The following is a 19768-nucleotide window of genomic DNA, read 5'->3' on the forward strand; positions in this document are numbered from 1 at the left end:
ACGGCCTCGCCACCCCTTAACAAGTCTTTTACCACCATTTAAAAGAATATAATTAAATGAATAAACTCCTTACTCTCATTTTAACCTTTTTAACTGTTTCAGTTTATGGGCAAGTTGACCAATCTATATGGGACAACTTGAAAACCGTTTCGACCGATTATTATGAAATTAAATTTCCATCTAAGTGGAGGCATATTCCAACTGGCGGGCAAGGTCCAGAACAACTCATAGAAGCTAGCGGACAAGCGCTTCCAGCAGTTTTGAATGGCTCACCTGTAATGGTTACAATTTTCTTTGTGAAGCAAGAAGGTAGAGATCTGGATGACTGCAAGGACAAATGCTTAAATGGATACAGAAGCAATCCTGACAGAGAGTTTCCAAAGCAATTCATAGACGGTCAGGAAAAAATCAAACTGGCACAGGGAGAGGAAGCATATTTTCTAAACACTCGGTTTTATAGAAAATCAAAGGGTTTAAATCAAAGTAGATTTGACTTAGTTGTTTATTCAGACAGAGCAAAGGCAGGTTATATTTACACTATTTCAATTCAATACGCTGATCATGATTACAAATTTGAAGACGATAATAATCTTGAAGACTTTGCAAAACGACTATATAGTTATCTAATACTCACTTCCTAATAATTTATTAAAGAAGAACTCGTGGCAACACAGTATATACAAAACCATAGCTTCGCTGAGGGCTCTTGATATATTCAACGTTTGCATTTAGCTTAAATAATAAAATGATACAGGATTCTATAATTGTCAAGCAAAGACACGAGCGATTCATCAAGAAGGTTTGCGAAACAGAAATCGTAATTGGACTTGAAAGCGGGGACGGATTCGCCACGTCAAGCTCAAACAACTACGAAGACGAGGATGAAAATCCCATCCCGATGATTTGTTTCTGGTCAGAAAAGGCATTTGCAAAGGCATGCGCCAAGGACGGATGGATAAATTATACACCGACAGAAATACCTCTCTCAGAGTTTTTGGAGAATTGGTGTGTAGGCATGAACAATGACGGACTTTTGGTAGGGACTAATTTCGACCAGAACATGTTCGGCCATGAGATTGAGCCATTCGACTTAATACTTGAAATAATAGCAGAATTGAAAAGCTATGGCAAGAAACTCGATTTCCAAAAGTTTGAGGGTATAGAAGACTTAGAGACGCAAGTCAAAGAATTGTAAAAAAGCCTTTTGCAAACCTTGTGAAACCGGCATTTTGGCGGACGGCCATCGCCGCAGTTTACACAAGGCCGTAAGCCTTATTTTTGATGAAATTAACAGATATAAATAATTATTTAGAAGAACACTCTAATCGATTCAAATTAGCAAACATAGCTGAAGAAAATTGCAAACGGCTTTTAGAAGAACGAACAAGGGATAGCCAAAGCGAGTGGAATGACTATAGGTTTCCTAATCTAGTTTTTCGACTTATTGAACAAGTTTTAGTCTTTAACCACATTCTTAGGTCGACGCCACAAATAAGAACAAGAATAGGGATTTACATCAAAGATCCAGACAAAATTCATTTCATGGATTTAGAACAAGTAGGTTATTACCAACTCGACTCTATCGAAGATGGAGAAATTATCGATGATTGGTTGGTCTTTGAAAAATAAAAAGAGAAGCTGCAGTTACGCAAAATAAAACTAGGGCTAACAACACTTAAACGCCAGCTATCAGGCGACAGCTATCACCATCGTTTACACAAGTCCGTTAGGCAAAAGTTTATAACGTGGAAATAAGAACCTATAACCAAGAAGACAAAGCATCAGTGGTTCACCTTCTACAGTTGAACACTCCCGAGTTCTTCCATCCTTCGGAGCAAAAGGATTTAGAACATTACCTGGACCATGAGGTGGAGGATTACTTTGTGGTGGAAGAAAATACTGTGATCATTGGGGCAGGTGGAATCAACTATTTCCCCGAGGAAAAAATCGCGCGTATTTCGTGGGACATCATCAAGCCGAACCTACAAGGAAAAGGCATTGGCAAAAAGTTAATGGAACACAGAATCAACCACCTGCGCGAGAAGCAAGAGATTGAGTTGATAGTGGTAAGAACCACCCAGTTGGTTTACAAATTTTATGAAAAAATGGGCTTTTCCCTATCCAAGGTGGAGAAGGATTTCTGGGCACCCAACTTTGACTTGTACCAAATGGAGCAAAGGAATAAAGGGTAAGACCTTGCCCTTCTTATATAACTACCCACCCCCAACCGAAACCCTTTGGGACAATTTACACCAGACCAACAAAGAGCTTTCTTAGACTATTTTCTCTGACTACAAAGAACTACTAAATTCCGCCGTATTATACCTATTTGACTGTCGCACTCATAATGCACTTTCTCAGACGATGCCCCTAATATTAGATGGGGACAGCTCCTATTTTGATGGCGTTTTTCAAAAAACAGCTTACAAATGGCAGTGAATTACTATGAGAAAATAATTGTCTCAACCATGATTTCCTTGGAAGAGGTTATGCAATTATCCGGCGGACCTGAGGAAGATAACTCCGGTGGTAAAAGAAAAGGGAGCCTATTTCACGCGTTTGTGAAATAAGCTCCCTTTTAGAAAAGAGGCCCTAAAACAGCTTTATCTTCCTTAGTGCCGTCTTATGGCGCCCAACCACCGCCCAATGCCCGGTACACGTTCACCATGGCGTTCAGTTGCTGCATTCTGGTTTCCACCAAGTCAAACCTAGACTCCAGCGCATCGCGTTGGGTCAAGAGCACCTCCATGTAATCTGCCCTCGCAGAGGTAAACAGTTGGTTGGAGATGTCAATGGACTGGGTGAGCGCCTCCACCTCCTTTGCCTTTAAATCATAGCTTTTCTCCAGGTTGCTGATCTTGGCCAGTTGGTTCGCCACCTCTACATACGCGTTCAGAATGGTACGCTCGTAGTTGTAAACCGCCTGGATTTGCCGGGCATTGGCGCTGGCGTAGACGGCTTTGATGCCGTTCCTGTTCACCAAGGGGGCCGCAACATCGCCCGCCAGGGACAATAGCATGGACTCTGGTTTCAGCAGAAAACTAGGATTAAAGGCCTGAAACCCTACTCCTGCCGAGATGCCCACCGAGGGATAGAACCTTGCTCTGGCTACCTGCACATCCAGTTTGGCGGCTGCCAAATCAAGTTCGGCTTGCCTGATGTCTGGTCTGTTGGCGAGCAACTGCGCCGGAACCCCGGCACTTACCGCTTTGGGCGTGACACGGGCAAAATCCTGGGTGTTGCGTTGCACCGGTTGCGGGAACCGGCCCACCAAAAAATTGATCCGGTTCTCGGTCTCGGTGATCTTCTGCTGGATCTCGTATTGCAGGCTCTGGGTGTTGAGCACCTGCGCCTGGAATCTGCGAACCGGCAACTCCGTCACGCGGGCGGCTTCCTTTTGCAGGCGCACAATCCGTAGGGCATTGTTTTGGATCTCGATGTTCTGCTTCACAATGGCCAATTGGTTGTCCAGCGCCAGCAGCTCATAATAGGAGTTCGCGATCTCAGAAACCAGGTTCGTCTGCATGAAATTCCGTCCCTCTACCGAGGATAGGTACCGGTTCACAGCCGCCTTTTTCGCGTTGCGCAGCTTGTGCCAGACATCCACCTCCCAAGTTGCAAATGCCCCCACCAGGTAATCCTGCAATGGCTCGGGCATCTCTCTTCCTGGTTCAATGTCGGTGGTGGCTTCCAAGGCACCGATGTTGGTGAACCGGGCCACTTTGTCTACGCCCGCACCAGCCCGTAGCCCTACCGAGGGCAGGTACTCCCCTTTTCTGGCTTTTACCTCGTTTCTGGCAATCTCAATTTCCTGTAAAGTGATGTTCAGCTCCTGGTTGTTATGCAGCGCCGTGTCAATCAAGGAGACCAGATACGGATCGGTGAAGAAGTCCTTCCACCTGGCCTGGGCGGTGTTGGTAGTATCCTGCGAGTTGGTGAAACTCGCAGGCACTGTTCTGTTTTCTGATTTCTGTACCAGCGTAGGTACGCTGCAGGCGGTATAGGTAAGGGCTACCAACGTGATCCCAAACCAATTCCTTATTCTTTTAGTGAGCATTGATTTCGGTTTCTAAAGGTTGCGGAAAACTGTCAATGGCATGCACGTAGTCTTCCGTTAACGTGGATTCTTCTTCGTCTTTGATCAGGTGACGACCGTCGGCCATTTTGGCGAAGATGTAGTACAGGCCAGGCACGATGATGACCCCGAACACGGTCCCGAACAGCATCCCGCCCAAGGCCGAAGCCCCAATGGTCCGGTTCCCGATGGCGCCGGCCCCGGTCGCAATGATCAACGGAATAAGCCCCGCGATAAACGCGAACGAAGTCATCAAAATAGGCCGGAAACGCACCTTGGCTCCTTCAATGGCGGCCTCCAGAATAGAGTACCCTTGCTGTCGCTTGAGCACGGCAAACTCCACAATCAACACTGCGTTTTTACCCAGGAGCCCCACCAGCATGATAAGCCCGATCTGCGCGTAGATGTTGTTCTCCAGCCCCATCATCTGCAGCACCAGAAACGAGCCAAACACCCCTACCGGCAGCGAGAACACCACCGCCAACGGAATGATAAAACTCTCATACTGGGCCGCCAGCACAAAGTAGACGAAGGCCACCACAATCGCGAAGACGTAGATAGACTCGTTCCCCCGGATAGACTCGTCATAGGACAGACCTTCCCAGGCAATGTCATAGCCCTTCGGCAGCGACGTAGCGGCTACTTCCTGGATGGCATGGATAGCATCGGCAGTGGTATAGCCCTTGGCGGGTTGCCCTTGGATGGAGGCCGAGTTGTACATATTGAAGCGGGTGATCTCATTAGGTCCCTGCGACTTTTTCAGCTTCATGAACGCCGAGTACGGCACCATCTCGCCCGCCTCGTTCTTCACATACAGGTTCAGGAGATCAGAGGGCAGCCTTCTGAATTTAGGGTCAGACTGCACGTACACCTTGAAGAACTGGTTGAACTTGGTGAAGCCTTGCTCATAGGTAGAACCAATGAGAATGTTCAGGTTATCCATGGCTTTGCCAATAGACACGCCTTTCTGCATAGCCAGGTGATTGTCTATCTCCAACTCGTACTGCGGATAATTGGCCGCGAAGAAGGTGAACAAGCCCGAGAGCTCCGGCCGTTTGCGCAGGTTGTCCATAAACTCCTGGTTGATCTTGTCAAACTCGTGGTAATCGGTATCGGAGTTCTTGTCCAGCAAACGCATGGAGAAACCGCCGGAAGAACCGAAGCCAGGGATAGCGGGTGGCTCAAAGAACTCAATCACCGCGCCCAGGCCTTTGGATTTCTCCTCCAGTTCTTCCATGATCTCTTTCACCGTGTGCTCCCGGTCTGACCAGTCTTTCAGGTTGATCAAACAGGTACCCGCGTTGGAACCCCGGCCTTCAGTCATGATCTCGTAACCGGCTAGGGAAGACACTGACTCTACCCCATCAATCTCTTCACAGACTTTCTGCAGCTTTTGCGAGACCTGGTTTGTTTTCTCCAGGGTAGAGCCCGGAGGCGTCTGGATGATGGCGTAAATGGTGCTTTGGTCTTCGTTCGGGATGAAGCCCGATGGCACCATCTGGTTCTCGATGAAGATACCAGCGCAGAAGGCCAGCAACACCCCAAACGTCAGCCATCTTCTGCTCACGATGGATTTCAATAAGCCCACGTATTTTCCGGTCAGTTTATCAAAACCACGGTTAAAACTGTCCAGCGCCCGAGTAAAAACGTTGCTCTTCTTAGGGTGCCCGTGGTGGTTCTTCAACAGCATGGCGCACAGCACCGGGGTAAGCGTCAAGGCAATCAGCGCTGAGATCACAATGGAGCTGGCCATGGTGATGGAGAACTGCCGGTAGAACGTACCCACCGGACCGGTCATGAAAGAGATAGGCAGGAACACAGACACCATTACCGCTGTGATGGCGATGATCGCACCGCTGATTTCGCCCAGCACTTTCTTCACTGCGCTAAAGGGCGAGAGATGCGGTTCTTCCTCCATTTTGGCGTGGACGGCTTCCACCACCACAATGGCATCATCCACCACAATCCCGATGGCCAATACCAAGGCGAAGAGCGTCACCAGGTTAATGGAGAGCCCGAAGAACTGGATCACGAAGAACGCCCCGATCAAGGATACTGGCACCGCCAGAATCGGGATGAGGGTGGACCGCCAGTCGCCTAGGAAGATGAACACCACAATGGCTACCAGAATGAAGGCATCGCGGAGGGTATGCACCACCTGTTCAATAGAAGCATCCAGGAATTTGGAAACGTCATAGCTGATTTTGTAATCCATTCCCGGCGGGAAGTACGGGCGCATTTCCTCCAGTTGGGCTTTCACATCGGCAATCACGTCGCTGGCGTTGCTGCCGTAGTTCTGCTTCAGAACAATCGCCGCTGAGGGGTGGCCGTCCAGGTTGGAGTAGATATCGAAGAATTCACTGCCCAGCTCTACTTTGGCAATGTCCTTCAGGAGAATGCTTTCGCCCTGGGAGTTGGCCCGGATGATGACATTGTCATACTCCTCGGGCTTGTTGTACCGGCCTTTGTAAGTCAGCACATATTCCAGGGATTGCGCGGCAATACCGGAGCTTTGCCCAATCCGGCCCGGCCGGCCGATGATGCTTTGCTCGCCCAAGGCTTTCATCACTTCCTCCACGGAAATGTTGTAGGCCCGCATGCGGTCTGGGTTGAGCCAAACGCGCATGGCGTACCGGCGGCTACCCAGGATCTGGGCCCTGGCTACCCCTTTGATGCGTTGGATCTCAGGGATCATCTTCACGGTGGCGTAATTGAACAGGAACTTCTCGTCCATGCTCTCATTCTTGGAGTAGAGGTTGACGTACATCAACATACTGGGCTGCACCGGGGTAATCACCACGCCTTCGCGCTGCACCAATTCCGGCAAAAGCGGCATCACTTGGTCCACCCGGGTCTTCACCCGCACCACCGCATCGTTGGGGTCGGTGCCCGGTTCAAAGATAATCCGGAGGGTAGCCTCACCGGCGCTGGTGGCATCGGTGGCGATGTAGCGCATGCCTTCTACCCCGTTTATGGCCTGTTCTAAGGAAATCAGGGTATATTTGACCAACACATCGGCGCTGGCGCCGGGGTAAGCGATAAAGATATTGACGGTGGTTGGCGCGATGTCCGGGAACTGGGAAATGGGCAGTTTCCGGATGGCCAAACCACCCACAAAAACGATCATGACCGATATTACGATAGCGAATACGGGTCTGCGTATGAACTTGCTAAACATGTCTTCTGGTTTTTAGGACACCCGCTTACTCAGCATACAAATTCAGCTGAGATAGGACAGTTTTAGGCTCCACGTATTTTGAGTGTATTTTTTCGTTTTCGCGCACTAAACGCAAACCTTCCAAAAGGATCTTGTCATTCTCAGACAAGCCCTTCTGCACCACATAAATGTGCGGCAACTCGGCGGCCAGGGTGATTTCGCGGGAGCGCAGCACATTGCCTTTGTCCAGCACATAGACATACTTCTTGTCCAGGACCTCAAAGGTGGCTTTCTGCGGAATCAGCAGGGCGTTCTTCATGGGCACTTCCATGAGAATGTTGCCGGTCTCGCCGTGGCGCAGCAGGCCTTTGGGGTTGGGGAAGGTGGCCCGGAACGCGATGTTCCCGGTCTCGTTGTTGAAGTCAGCCTCAATGGTTTGCACCACCCCAGCGTAGTCAAACACCTGGCGGTTGGCCATTTCAAGCTTCACCTGGGTTTGGTTCTCGCTGTGCTGGCTCGTTTTGAAGTCCAGGTATTCGGCCTCGGGCACGTTGAAGTACACCCACATCTCGCTGTTGTCTGAAAGGGTGGTGAGCAGATCTCCTTCGTCTACCAGACTACCCAACCGCACCTGGAAATGGTCCATGATGCCATCGAACGGGGCTCTGATCTGGGTGAATCCCAGATGCACCTGGGCCAGGGACACCTCGGCTTTGGCTTTGTTCAGTTTAGCCTTCGCCATGGCCAGTTCACCGGGCGCTACCACGTTGCTGGAGGCCAGTTTTTTGGTGTTCTGGTACTCAATCTCCGCGAAACTGGCCTCAGCCTGGGCTTTTTGCAGCTCTGCCTGGTACATGACCGGCATGATCTGGAACATGAGCTGTCCTTTTTTCACGTGCTGCCCTTCATCCACATAGATTTTCTGCAGGTACCCCTTTTCCAGGGCCCTTATCTCAATGTGGCTGATGGAGTGGATCTGGCTCACGTATTCCTTGGTGATCAAGGTGTCTTTTGCGAGAGGACTGGTGACTAGAAAGCTAGTCGCTTCTTCTTTCTCTACTTTCTCTGACTGGCAGCCCGTTTGCCACAACAAGGCACACAAGCCCACGAGCATGAAAATTCGCTTCATCCTGTTTTGGAATTATTATGAAAGGATTGGTTGATGATTTCTCCTAAGAAGTGTATCTGAGATACACTTGTGCCTGCACGCAGGGCCCTGCGCCGCGGCACTTAACAGAAAAGATTTTTTATGAGATTAGTTAAGGCATGATGCCCAGCTGGGTGTTCGCTCTCCTCCTGCGCAGGCAGAACTGGAGAACACCTAAATTATAAAAAGTGTGTGCTTACACATGTGCCGCCAGGTAGCATCCCGCTAGCTGGTACATGGCAATAAAAAGGGAGTGAGCGGTAACGGGCAGTTACCCCAAAGAAGGATGAATCAAATCCGGAAAACCCGGAACAGGAGATACCACCTGTGATAGGAAAAGAATGCAATCTGCTTACAAGTATGTAAGATTTGTTGCAGGCAATTTAAAAGGAGGGCTAGGGCGCCGGCGTAGATAACCGCAGAAAAGAAGGTCCTGCTATCCAGCTTGTGCTGAGGAGAAACTACCTCATCTTCCTCCACCTCGGTTTCTGAGGGGGAAATCTTGTCATGCCCTGTGGCTACGTCAAGTAAAGTAGCTTTGAGGTGAAAATCATAAGAGCTCTGGATACCAGCAATGCCAGCCTGTTGTACCCCAGTAAAGATTTTTACCGGAGAAAAGAAAGCGCTTTCCTTGTAGGTTTGGGCAGACAGGTAGCCGTATACTCCCAGAAGGAGAATACCCAGACACAGAAGATATTTGAAGAAAGCCTTTAACATCTGCGCGCAAATGTATACCAAGCAATTAAATTAGGCAAGTGCCGTAACTCATAAATTCGGATAACAAATGATACGCACTATGAACATGCTCATGTCAGGTATGAAAGCTTGAAATTCAGCATCTTTAAGGCCCCATTTTGATACCCACTTCATAAACCCAAAAAGCGCTAAGTTAGCCCTTTAATTGCTACGAGGCCGTTGAGACTACTCAGGCACAGCGGCGCACGTACCTTATTCCTTAACCATTCAAAACATGAAAGCAGTAGGATTTAAAACTTCTCTCCCCATTTCAGACCCGAACAGTTTTATAGATGTTGAAATAGACCAACCTACCCCAACAGGCCACAATTTACTCGTGAAAGTGAGGGCTGTCTCCGTGAACCCGGTAGATTATAAAATCAGGCAGAACGCGGCTAAGGATACCGTTTTGGAGCAGCCCAAAGTCATTGGGTGGGATGCAGTGGGCGTGGTGGAAGCCGTGGGCGAGGCGGTTACCCTCTTCCGGGAGGGCGATGAGGTGTATTACGCCGGCGATATCACCAAGCCCGGCAGCAACGCTGAATACCAACTGGTGGATGAGCGGATTGTAGGCAAGAAACCAACCACCTTGACAGACGAGGCCGCCGCTGCCATTCCGCTGACCGCCTTAACCGCCTGGGAAATCTTCTTTGACCGCATGCGGCTTTCCCGCGAACGCGACCAAAACAAAACTCTGCTCATCATTGGCGGCGCGGGCGGTGTAGGTTCCATTGCCATCCAGATGGCGAAGAAACTGCTGGGGCTCACCGTCATCGCGACGGCTTCCAGGCCAGAAACCATGGAGTGGTGCCAAAACCTGGGCGCCGATTACGTGGTGAACCACCGGAACCTGGTAGACGAAGTGAGAAATGCCGGCTTCCAGTACGTGGACTACATCGTGGATTTCGTGGACACGAACCAGTACTGGGATGCCATGGCCGATCTCATTAAACCGCAGGGTCACATTGCCTCCATCACCGGCAGCGCCACCCCTATCCCGCTGAACAAAATTAAAGGCAAGAGTGTGACTTTCTCCTGGGAACTGATGTACACGCGCTCCAACTTCCAAACCGAGGATATGGTAGAACAGCACCACATCCTGAACCAGGTAGCCGACCTGCTGGACCAGGGCGTTCTGCAAGGCACCCTCACCCAGACCCTGCATGGCCTCTCGGCCGAAAACCTCAAAAAGGCCCATGCGCAGCTGGAATCAGGCACCACCATTGGGAAACTGGTCATCAAATACTAGAACTTGGAAGCCCCTGCCTGGGCCGTTTTCCAAGCAGGATGTATTTGCACTTACCTAAACAGCTTGTCTCCGTTTTTGGGCCGGTTCCGTAAAAACAGCTCAAAAACGGACGGGCTTTCCAGATTTTGACCTTGGAATGGGCCGGTACACAAAGAAAAATTTAAATACTATATTTGCCCCGACCTGTTTCGGCGGGAATCCGTAGCTAACATCAAACCTTTAGCAGACTATGATAACCATTGACCAATACAATTTCCAGGGCAAGCGGGCCTTGGTTCGGGTAGACTTCAACGTACCTCTGAACAGCAACTTTGAAATCACCGATGACACCCGCATCAGGGCAGCGGTGCCTACCATCAAGAAAATCCTCAACGATGGCGGCTCGGTGGTGCTGATGTCTCACCTGGGCAGACCCAAAGGCGGACCGGAGGAGAAGTACTCGTTGAAGCACCTGCTCAAACCTTTGGAAGAAATCTTCCAGATGCCCATTCAATTTGCCCAAGATTGTATTGGCAGCGAAGCCGTGGAAATAGCCAGCAACCTGCAGCCCGGCCAGATCCTGCTGGTAGAGAACCTGCGTTTCCACAAAGAGGAAGAGCAAGGTAACCAGATTTTCGCCGAGAAACTGAGCCTGCTGGGCGATGTGTACGTGAACGACGCCTTCGGGACGGCACACCGGGCCCACGCCTCTACCGCTATTGTGGCAGACTACTTCCCGCATGACAAAGTATGTGGTTCTGTGATGCAGGCCGAGTTGGAGAACGCCCAGCGCGTGCTTAGCTACGCCGATCGTCCGTACACCGCCATCATGGGCGGCGCCAAGATCTCGGACAAAATCCAGGTGATTGAGCAGTTGCTGGACCGCGTGGACAACCTCATCATTGGCGGCGGCATGAGCTACACGTTTGCCAAAGCCCAGGGCGGTACCATCGGGAACTCGCTGCTGGAGGAAGACAAACAACAGTTCACCCTGGAGCTCCTGAAGAAAGCCGAAGAAAGAGGCGTGAAGATCTACCTTCCCTCAGACACTGTCATCGCCGATGCTTTTGACAATAACGCCAGCAAGCAGGTGGTAACCAGCGGTACCATTCCCGATGGCTGGATGGGCCTGGACATAGGACCAGAAACCATCGCTTCTTTCTCTGAGGTGGTACGTAACTCCAAAACCATCCTGTGGAACGGTCCGATGGGGGTGTTTGAGTTTGAGAACTTCGCAACCGGCACCAAGGCCATTGCTGAGGCGGTGGTAGAAGCCACCAAGAACGGGGCGTATTCCCTCATCGGAGGCGGAGACTCTGCGGCAGCGGTTACCCAAATGGGCCACAGCCACAATGTTTCTTACGTGTCTACCGGCGGCGGCGCCCTTCTGGAGTACATGGAAGGAAAGCAACTACCTGGCGTTATTGCCCTGCAACTAGAAGAAACTCCATTGACCTAATCAGTTTATGGAAGATAAAACAGAAACGGCGGCAAGAGTTCTTGCCGCCGTTTCTGTTTTAGGTCTGTTTTAAGAAAATTAGCTTTGAACCAGCAGCTACTTACTTAACATATTTTTACAGCCAAAGACACTATCTTTCCTTCCGTTGCAGGTTGCCCTCAGAGGTATAGGCTACTACCCCACTTTCCAGCATCTCCTGGATAAGGCCGCCCAGCAACTCCTGCTCGGAGGAACTGAAGTGCATGGCAATTGATTTGGGGTGCAGCGGCGTTTCTTTCAGGTGACTGAGGACGCGGGCTTCCATGTGGAGTTTGTTCTCGTCCAGTTTCTTCTTCTTTTTCTGCGCGAGGCAATAGTCACAGATGCGGCAAACCGTGGTGGATTCTTCGCCAAAGTAGGCCAGAATCTGGAGGGTACGGCACTGCTTTTTGTTCTCCATGAAGTGGAGGACTGAGGTAGCCTTCTGCAGCGCCCGTTCCCTGAAAAGCAGCAGGCGTTTTTGGTCTATCGGCAGTGAACTGGCATCGAACCGGGGTTGGGTAAACTGTACCTGCGGGCCGTCGTGCTGCGGTTCATAGACCAATACCTTGCGCTGGTGCAGATGCTGCAGTTGCTGCTTTACGGTTTGCTCGGGCACCGCCAAATGTTTGGCCAGGCCTTTCTCCGATATCTTCACAAAGTCGCGGAACATCTCGCCGCCGTAGAGCCGCAGCAATCCCTTTATGATCGGCTCCAGGCTCTCGTTCAGGAGCTGGAACTCATACAACTGCGTGTTGCTGAGCAGAAGACTTACCTTTGACGGACTATAGAACCCTTCGTTCAACTGCAGCAATCCTTCGGTCTCCAGCTGTTTTAAGGCGAAATGCACTTCCACCGGAGCCAATTGGTAGGTGCGGCTGAACTCGGCTAAGTCAAAGTCAAACGACTGGAACGCGCCGCTGCCGGTAGCCAATTGGTAGAAATTGGCCAAGGCCTGGTACACCCGCTTCAACGTCTCTATCGGTGGGTACGCCTCTTCGGTCTTCTTCAGCAGCAAGCCTCCGTCCTCGGGACCTAATAGCACGGTAGCGTAGCTGTACTTACCATCACGGCCGGCGCGGCCCGCTTCCTGGTAATAGGCTTCCAAAGAGTCAGGTAAGTCCAGGTGCACCACCAGGCGGACATCGGGTTTGTCAATCCCCATCCCGAAGGCGTTGGTGGCCACTATCACGCGTACGCGGTCCATGAGCCAATCGGTTTGGGCGCTGGAACGGGTTTGGTGCGGCAGACCGGCGTGGTAAGCGGTGGCTTTGATGCCTTGCCGCTGCAGCCACTGAGCCAGTTCCTCGGTGCGGCGGCGGTTGCGCACGTACACAATGGAGGTACCGTTCATCTTCTGCAGGATCTCGCGCAGACGACCTTCCTTGTCCTCGGTGGGCAGCACGGAATAAGACAGGTTCTTTCGCGCAAAACTCTGCTGGAATACCTGCCCGTTTTTGAATTTGAGTTTCTCCTGGATATCGGTTTTCACGGCCTCGGTGGCAGAGGCGGTCAACGCCAGCACCGGAACCTGGGGCAGCAACTCGCGCAGCTTGGCAATCTCCAGGTAGGGCGGCCGGAAATCATAGCCCCACTGCGAAATACAATGCGCCTCGTCTACGGCCAGCAAGGTCACATTCATCCGCTTCACCCGCTCCAGGAACAGATCGGTCTGCAGGCGCTCCGGCGAAACGTACAGGAACTGTACCCCGCCAAAGACACAGTTGTCCATGATGATGTCGCGCTCCCGCTCCGGTTGGCCCGCGTGCAGCGCCGCCGCCGAGATGCCCCGCTTGCGCAGGTTCTCCACTTGGTCTTTCATCAGGGCCACCAACGGCGAGATCACCACGCAGACGCCCCCCATCACCAGCGCCGGCACCTGGAAACAGATCGATTTCCCGCCCCCGGTGGGCAGAATGGCTAGCGTGTCTTGCCCCGCCAACGTAGAATTGATGATGTCCTCCTGCCCCGGCCTGAACGCCTCGTGCCCCCAATACTGCCGCAGGATGTCTAATGTATTTGCCATAGATCGTCCAAAAATACGAATTTGTCTGAGGATGCAGGTGTTGGCGCGACCGGTTATTGGCAGAGACACTCGCAGGACCTCCGGACACTGCGAGGTCTTTTGAGTAATCGGTAAAGCTGTGGCGAATGACCTTCAACCCACCCCCTACCCCTCCCAAGAGGGGAATCCCGCTTATTAGTTTTGGAGCTATTTTGCGGAAATGAGGCTGGAAACCTTAGTCATTCTCACGATGCGTAACGCTTTCACATTTTTTATCAGACTACGATTGCAGCTATTCCCCTCCTGGGAGGGGTAGGGGTGGGTTTACATTTCCTACACACATTCTCTAAAACAGCCCTAAAACAGAAAACCCGGCCAAGTGGCCGGGTTTCTATACATTCACTCTATTTAAAAACTTAGGCAGCGGCAGATTGGTCGTGCTCGCGGTCCTCAATTACTTTCTTCAGTTTCACAATAGACTGCTTGGCACGCTCCTCATCCAGTTTGTTGATGTTCAGGAGCATCTTGGTTTTCTCCTGACGCGTGATCACCGGATTGTTCAGCAGGCGGATGATTTCTTCCTTCTGCTTGGCGGTGGCGTACTTCACATTGGCTTCTTCGGCTACCGGAGCCGGAGCAGCGGCTACCACCGGAGCAGGCGTTGGCTCTACCGGAACCGCGTCGGCCGGAACGGCTTTCATGGTCTTGGCAGGGGCCGCAGGCTTAGCGGGTTGCTCCACTTTCTGCTCGGTCACGTTGCCTTGGTAGTCCATCTCCTCTGCAGGAGTTGGCTCATACCCGGCGGCTCTGATAATCCAGGCTAAGATGTTACGGTAGGCTTTGCCGATGGCTCTGGTCTGCGCCATAGAGGCGATAGCGTACTCTTGGTAGTACTTGCGGCCCTGCTCTTTGTTAGAGCAGATTGCGAAACCGGCGCCAACGATCTGCTCGGTGCGCAGGTTCAGCAGGTTCACTTTGGCCAGGTACTTGATCTCGGTGCTATCACTCATGTTGGTGAGTTCATCTACCACGGGCAGAATACCCAGACGGGAACCAGCGTACTGCCAGCCTTCCACGTTCACGTACTCTTTGCCTTGTATGTTTTGATACAGCCGATTCTCCTTAATGAACTTCGCCAAATCAACGGCCAAGTGCATGGTCTCATCAGAGCGGGAGATATCAAAACTTTCGATTTTGTTCTTCTTAACCACTTTCTCTTCGTTACTAGCTTGGTTCATTTTCGTCTGCGTTTATTTCTTTTGTTGTTACAGATTGATAACAGAACCTCTTCCCTAAAAGTGCCAAATAGGTGAATTTTAACTCTATTTTATCCTATTGATTATCAATCACTTACAAGTATTTACTAAAATATTTTTAGCATTTATAACCGCTTCATACACAGCACTTTACCTGAAAAGCTAAATACATTAGCAATATCTTACGCCTGGCGAAAGACACACAGCGCTAATTACCTAAATACCAGAACCTTATTATACGTTTTAAAACAGAAAAGAGGGGCCAAAACAGGCAGAAATGCCTGCACCTTAACCGCTGAGCCGGTAAAGGCATGTTTTGAAAAAAAGAGCCCAGAAACGGCGTTATCTACAGCCTGATCTGCCACGCGCCGTCTTCCTCCAGCACGTGCACGCGATACCCGGCAGCCCGCAGTTCCTGGACTTTCCTGGCCACGTATCTTCGGCTGTTGGTCTGGTCTAAGACAAGGGTGCGGACTGAGAAGGCTTTTTGCAACCGGGGCAGGTCGAACCACAGGTTGTGCTGCAGTACCACCGCATCTAGCGTCACCGGCCTTTCCAGGTTTCTGGGCAATTTCCGGAGCCACAGCAGGCGCTTTCCCTGCCAGACTACCACACGGTTTCCCTCCAGCGTTTCATAAAAAGGAAGGGGCTGTTTAAAGGCTGTTTCTGGAAAATCAGTTGCAAAAGGAATGTCCTGGCGCACGCCTTTGGCCCACCAGTAAGGCTGCACCTGGTAGGAAAACAACTGGGGCTGCGCGAAGAAAGCAGAATCTGCCAGGAAAGTCACTTCCCTCCCATGTACGACACTCACCACGCTGCTCCGGCGGGCGCTATGGATGACCAACTCCCGCGTGCGGCGCTGTCGATGCGCCTCGGCCAGTTCCGTACCTGAGACAAAGGCCAGGCACAGCACACACAGCGCTAGCCAGGAAAGTTTCTTATGGACCAGAAACAGCACGGCCGCAAAGATCAGGAGGTACAAGGCCGCTACCTGCCCAGGGGTGACCACAAACCCATCCAGCACCGCTTTCGGCCAATGCTCCAGCCAGAGCAGCACTTCGTTCAAGATCCAAAGCGTTTTTTCCAGCAAAAAGCCAATCCAGCCGTTGACTACGGGTACCCAGAAGAACATCATGAAGGCCACTCCCATGTATAACCCGACGGAGGTGAGCGGCACCGCCACCAGGTTAGCTACCCAGAAGTATACCGGAAATTGGTGGAAATAATAAAGGCTCAGCGGAAAGGTGGCCAACTGGGCTGCCACCGAAATAGCCAGCAACTCCCAGACCAAGCGCACGGCGCGGTTCTCCGGGTTCCAGAACTTTAGGAAAAGCGGCTGCAGCAACACAATACCGGCCACGGCCAAAAAGGATAGTTGGAACCCGACATCGTAAAGGAAATTAGGCTCGTAGATGAGCAGCGCCAGCGCTACTACCGCCAGCGTATTGAGAATGGAAGCCCGCCGCCGCAGCAAAAGCCCCAACTCTACCAAGGAGAACATGCACACCGACCGCAGCACCGAGGCCGACATCCCCGTCACGAAGGCGTAGAACCACACCACGCCCACTACCAAAAGAAAGATGAGCAGCTTACTCGTCTTGCCGCGCCGCAAGGGTTTGAGGAAGAACAGCAGCACTCCGTACAACAAACCCACGTGCAAACCACTTACCGCCAGCACGTGCATGGTACCGGTTCGGGCATAGGCATTGCGCAGCGCGGCATCCAGATCATCCTGCACGCCCAGTACCAGCGCATGGGCAATGGTCACTTCGCGCTTGGTCTCAATGTGCTCCCCGAAGGCGTTTTCGAGCTGTTTTCTGATTTTAAGGCTCAAAGCAACAATGTAGCTGGGCGGTGCATAGCCTATGGACAGCCAGGTACCTGTAGGTAAATACGCCTGCCACTGAATGTGCTTCAAGGCCAGGTACCGGCGATAGTCAAACTGGAAAGGATTGGCGGGAGCAGCGGGCGGAGAGAGCGACCCCTGCACCAGAAGTCTTTGCCCGTATTGCAGGGAATCAGCCTTGGGCGAGTGGGGCAGGAAAACGGCGACCTGACCCTGCGCGGGGTACCATTTGCCTTGCGCGCGCACGGCCTCTACCCTGCCCACTGAACTGACCGAGTTTGGCTTCAGGGCCACAGCTTTCACCAGCGTAATCTGGTAATGCGTGATTTGTTGGGCGGGTACTGGAAGCGTTTCGGGGGTATTTTTGTAAAAAGAGGCCCAAAACGAGAAAGCGGTTACGGCCAACATCCCGGCCAGACCGGCATATCTTCGGTGCCGGGCCAAGGGCTTTTTATAAGCCAGCCAAAGGAGGGCCAAAAACAGGAGCACAAAAAAAGCCGCCAGCTCCCCCGCGAAGGGAAAACCACGGCCGATGGTATGATACAGGAGAATCCCGGGTATGAAACTACCCACCAGCCTGAATGTGCCGGTGAGCGCCCTTTTAGCCATTGCCTACCATTTTGTCTTGCAGCACCACAGAAGCCACCTTGCAATCCTGAAACCCCATTCCTGCGGCTAAGGCCTGTGCCTGAATGTTAGAGACTTTTTGGGCGAAATAAGTCATGGCACTGAATTAAGTTAAAAGAAAACGGCAAAGGCGCATTCCCCCGGAGGAGAAGGCACCTTTGCCGTAATTAGAATTTAGTCGTCGTGACGGCGGAAGTTCTGGCGGCGGCGCGGGGCATCCTGCAGTTCCAGATCACCATTCTTCTCGCGTTCCTCGCGCTCTTTCTGGCGCTTGTCATCGAACTTGGTGTAAGCCTCCACAATGCTTTTCACCAAACGGTGACGCACTACGTCTTCGGCCTGCATCTCCACAAACCCGATGCCTTTGATGTCTTTCAGCACCGTCATGGCCTCAATCAAACCCGAGCGCTGGTTGCGCGGCAAGTCAATTTGGGTACGGTCACCGTTGATCATCACCTTAGAGGTAGGTCCCATCCGGGTCATAAACATCTTGATCTGCATGGGCGTGGTATTCTGGGCCTCGTCCAGCAGCACAAAGGCGTTGTTGAGGGTACGTCCGCGCATGTAGGCCAAAGGAGCGATCTCTATGATTTTGTTTTCATAGTAGTACTTCAGCTTCTCTACCGGGATCATCTCTTCCAGTGCATCATAAATAGGCCGCAGATACGGATCTACTTTGTCCTTCATGTCACCGGGCAAGAACCCAAGGCTCTCTCCTGCTTCCACCACCGGACGGGAGATGATGATCTTCTTCACCTCTTTATTTTTAAGCGCCCGCACGGCCATGGCTACCGAGATAAAGGTTTTACCCGTACCGGCTGGCCCCAAGGCGAACACTAAATCATTTTTGGCAACGGCCTCCACCAGTTTGTGCTGGCTGGGGGTTTTGGCTTTGATCACGCCGCCCTTGCTGCCGTACACAATTACATCCGGCGAAGTGATGACCACGTCATCCTCAAAATCATTATCGGCGGCCAGGAACTTATGCACGCTCTTGTCCGTGATTTTCCCGTATTGGTGGTAATGCTCAATAAGAGAGGAAAGGATTTCGTGAATTTTGGTGATCTCAGGGGTTTGTCCCTGGATCTTGATCTCGTTGCCGCGGGAAATGATTTTGCTGCTTGGGAAAGCGGCGGCCAACTGTTTTATATTCTGGTTTTCCAGTCCCAGGAAGTCTATCAATGATATATTTTCCAGGGTTATAGTTTTTTCTACCAAAGGCTATTTCTGTTTATATAGGTGGTTTTAAAACCAATCTACTGAAAATATAGTAGATTTGTTATAAGACAATTTTAGAAATAGTAAAGTTCTTTTGACCAACCGTTCCCATGGGAATTCTCACGTTAATGTCGGATTTTGGCACCACAGACCATTATGTGGCCGCTGTAAAAGCTAAGATCCTGACTATCAATCAGGCGCAGATAATTGTAGATATCTCACATCACGTAGAACCCTTCAATATTGCCCACGGCTACCATGTGATTCACTCCGTTTTCCAGGATTTTCCGCAGGGAACCGTGCACCTGATTGCCGTGGATACGCACGGCACCCGTAACGGCAGATACCAGGTAGCCCGTCATAAAGGACATTATTTTGTCTGCGCCGATAATGGTCTTTTGTCGCTCCTCACAGACGGCGATCCCGAGCAATTGGTGGACCTACCCTTAGTGTCAGATTCATCTTCCCCCGCCCGCGATATTATGGTGCCGGCCGCCGTGGCTTTGGCCCAGGGTGCCACCATGGCTGAGGTAGGGGAACTCGCCGATGGCATGGTGCAGCTCATTAACCGCCAGCTCCGCTTGAACGACCACTCCATTACTGGGCACGTGGTGCACGTGGATCACTACGGCAACCTCATCACCGACATTACCCGGGAGAGCGTAGACGCCATCGGCCATGGCCGCCCGTTTACCATCCATTTCAACCGCGAGGTCATTGACCGCCTCAGCACCCGGTACAACCAACCCAACGAAGGCGACAGCGTGGCCTTGTTCAACCGGCAGGGATACCTTACCATTGGCATCAACAAAGGCCACGCCTCTGAGTTGCTGGGCATGTACTTTGACTCTCCGGTAGACATTAGGTTTGCGCCAGATCCGGCTTAGTTTTATTAAAATTTAGGCATCAAGAATCAACCATTGGGGAACCGCGCCTTAAGCGCCCTCTGCCCATTTCTTTTAAGGTAGTTGTACCTGAAGCTATCAAAAAACCAATT

Annotated in this window: 15 protein-coding genes; 7 read left to right on the forward strand and 8 right to left on the reverse strand. The window is 51.4% G+C overall.

The window, feature by feature from the left end; genetic code table 11:
• Positions 1 to 56: 56 nt before the first annotated feature.
• The 4 genes from FOA19_RS16060 (at position 57) to FOA19_RS16075 (ending at position 2192) form a co-directional block, all read left to right on the forward strand.
• Positions 57 to 641, forward strand: a complete 585-nt coding sequence (locus FOA19_RS16060) for a hypothetical protein (protein ID WP_149091786.1) — start codon at positions 57 to 59, stop codon at positions 639 to 641.
• 104 nt (positions 642 to 745) lie between these two features.
• Positions 746 to 1195 (forward strand): DUF2750 domain-containing protein, encoded by a 450-nt coding sequence (locus tag FOA19_RS16065; protein WP_149091787.1) that lies wholly within the window; start codon positions 746 to 748, stop codon positions 1193 to 1195.
• 86 nt (positions 1196 to 1281) lie between these two features.
• A complete protein-coding gene (locus FOA19_RS16070; RefSeq protein WP_149091788.1) occupies positions 1282 to 1629 on the forward strand; it encodes a hypothetical protein in 348 nt (115 codons plus the stop codon).
• Positions 1630 to 1745: 116 nt separating this feature from the next.
• Positions 1746 to 2192 (forward strand): GNAT family N-acetyltransferase, encoded by a 447-nt coding sequence (locus FOA19_RS16075; protein ID WP_149091789.1) that lies wholly within the window; start codon positions 1746 to 1748, stop codon positions 2190 to 2192.
• Positions 2193 to 2623: 431 nt separating this feature from the next.
• On the opposite strand, the gene FOA19_RS16080 is transcribed toward FOA19_RS16075, so the two are convergent.
• The 3 genes from FOA19_RS16080 to FOA19_RS16090 are packed head-to-tail and all read right to left on the reverse strand — an operon-like array spanning position 2624 to position 8361.
• Positions 2624 to 4057 carry a TolC family protein gene (locus FOA19_RS16080; RefSeq protein WP_149091790.1) on the reverse strand — a complete coding sequence of 478 codons (1434 nt, stop codon included), beginning with the start codon at positions 4055 to 4057 and terminating at the stop codon, positions 2624 to 2626.
• The gene (locus FOA19_RS16085; protein WP_149091791.1) at positions 4047 to 7253 is read right to left on the reverse strand and encodes an efflux RND transporter permease subunit; all 3207 of its coding nucleotides are present in this window, start codon (positions 7251 to 7253) and stop codon (positions 4047 to 4049) included. The genes FOA19_RS16080 and FOA19_RS16085 overlap by 11 nt, the downstream gene beginning before the upstream one ends.
• A gap of 25 nt (positions 7254 to 7278) precedes the next feature.
• A complete protein-coding gene (locus FOA19_RS16090) occupies positions 7279 to 8361 on the reverse strand; it encodes an efflux RND transporter periplasmic adaptor subunit (RefSeq protein ID WP_149091792.1) in 1083 nt (360 codons plus the stop codon).
• Positions 8362 to 9349: 988 nt separating this feature from the next.
• Between FOA19_RS16090 and FOA19_RS16095 the strand changes: the two genes are divergently transcribed.
• Entirely contained in the window at positions 9350 to 10363 is a 1014-nt protein-coding gene (locus tag FOA19_RS16095) for a zinc-binding alcohol dehydrogenase family protein (protein ID WP_149091793.1), read from the forward strand.
• Positions 10364 to 10592: 229 nt separating this feature from the next.
• Entirely contained in the window at positions 10593 to 11801 is a 1209-nt protein-coding gene (locus tag FOA19_RS16100; RefSeq protein WP_149091794.1) for a phosphoglycerate kinase, read from the forward strand.
• A 130-nt stretch (positions 11802 to 11931) separates the two neighbouring features.
• Here FOA19_RS16100 and FOA19_RS16105 read toward each other — a convergent pair whose 3' ends face one another.
• The 5 genes from FOA19_RS16105 to FOA19_RS16120 all read right to left on the reverse strand — a co-directional run bounded on the left by FOA19_RS16105 (position 11932) and on the right by FOA19_RS16120 (position 18771).
• Positions 11932 to 13845 (reverse strand): RecQ family ATP-dependent DNA helicase, encoded by a 1914-nt coding sequence (locus tag FOA19_RS16105; RefSeq protein WP_149091795.1) that lies wholly within the window; start codon positions 13843 to 13845, stop codon positions 11932 to 11934.
• Between the two features lie 395 nt (positions 13846 to 14240).
• Complete coding sequence (locus FOA19_RS16110) at positions 14241 to 15062, reverse strand: hypothetical protein (RefSeq protein WP_149091796.1); 822 nt, start codon at positions 15060 to 15062, stop codon at positions 14241 to 14243.
• A gap of 364 nt (positions 15063 to 15426) precedes the next feature.
• A complete protein-coding gene (locus tag FOA19_RS16115) occupies positions 15427 to 17535 on the reverse strand; it encodes a ComEC/Rec2 family competence protein (RefSeq protein WP_149091797.1) in 2109 nt (702 codons plus the stop codon).
• The gene (locus FOA19_RS23690; protein ID WP_262713908.1) at positions 17528 to 17650 is read right to left on the reverse strand and encodes a hypothetical protein; all 123 of its coding nucleotides are present in this window, start codon (positions 17648 to 17650) and stop codon (positions 17528 to 17530) included. The genes FOA19_RS16115 and FOA19_RS23690 overlap by 8 nt, the downstream gene beginning before the upstream one ends.
• A gap of 77 nt (positions 17651 to 17727) precedes the next feature.
• Positions 17728 to 18771 (reverse strand): PhoH family protein, encoded by a 1044-nt coding sequence (locus FOA19_RS16120; protein WP_149091798.1) that lies wholly within the window; start codon positions 18769 to 18771, stop codon positions 17728 to 17730.
• A 110-nt stretch (positions 18772 to 18881) separates the two neighbouring features.
• Here FOA19_RS16120 and FOA19_RS16125 point away from each other — a divergent pair, with 110 nt between their 5' ends.
• The gene (locus tag FOA19_RS16125; protein WP_149091799.1) at positions 18882 to 19658 is read left to right on the forward strand and encodes an SAM hydrolase/SAM-dependent halogenase family protein; all 777 of its coding nucleotides are present in this window, start codon (positions 18882 to 18884) and stop codon (positions 19656 to 19658) included.
• Positions 19659 to 19768 lie beyond the last annotated feature (110 nt).

Origin of the sequence: Rufibacter hautae (assembly GCF_008271695.1) — a bacterium.
GTDB classification, from domain to species: Bacteria; Bacteroidota; Bacteroidia; order Cytophagales; family Hymenobacteraceae; genus Nibribacter; species Nibribacter hautae.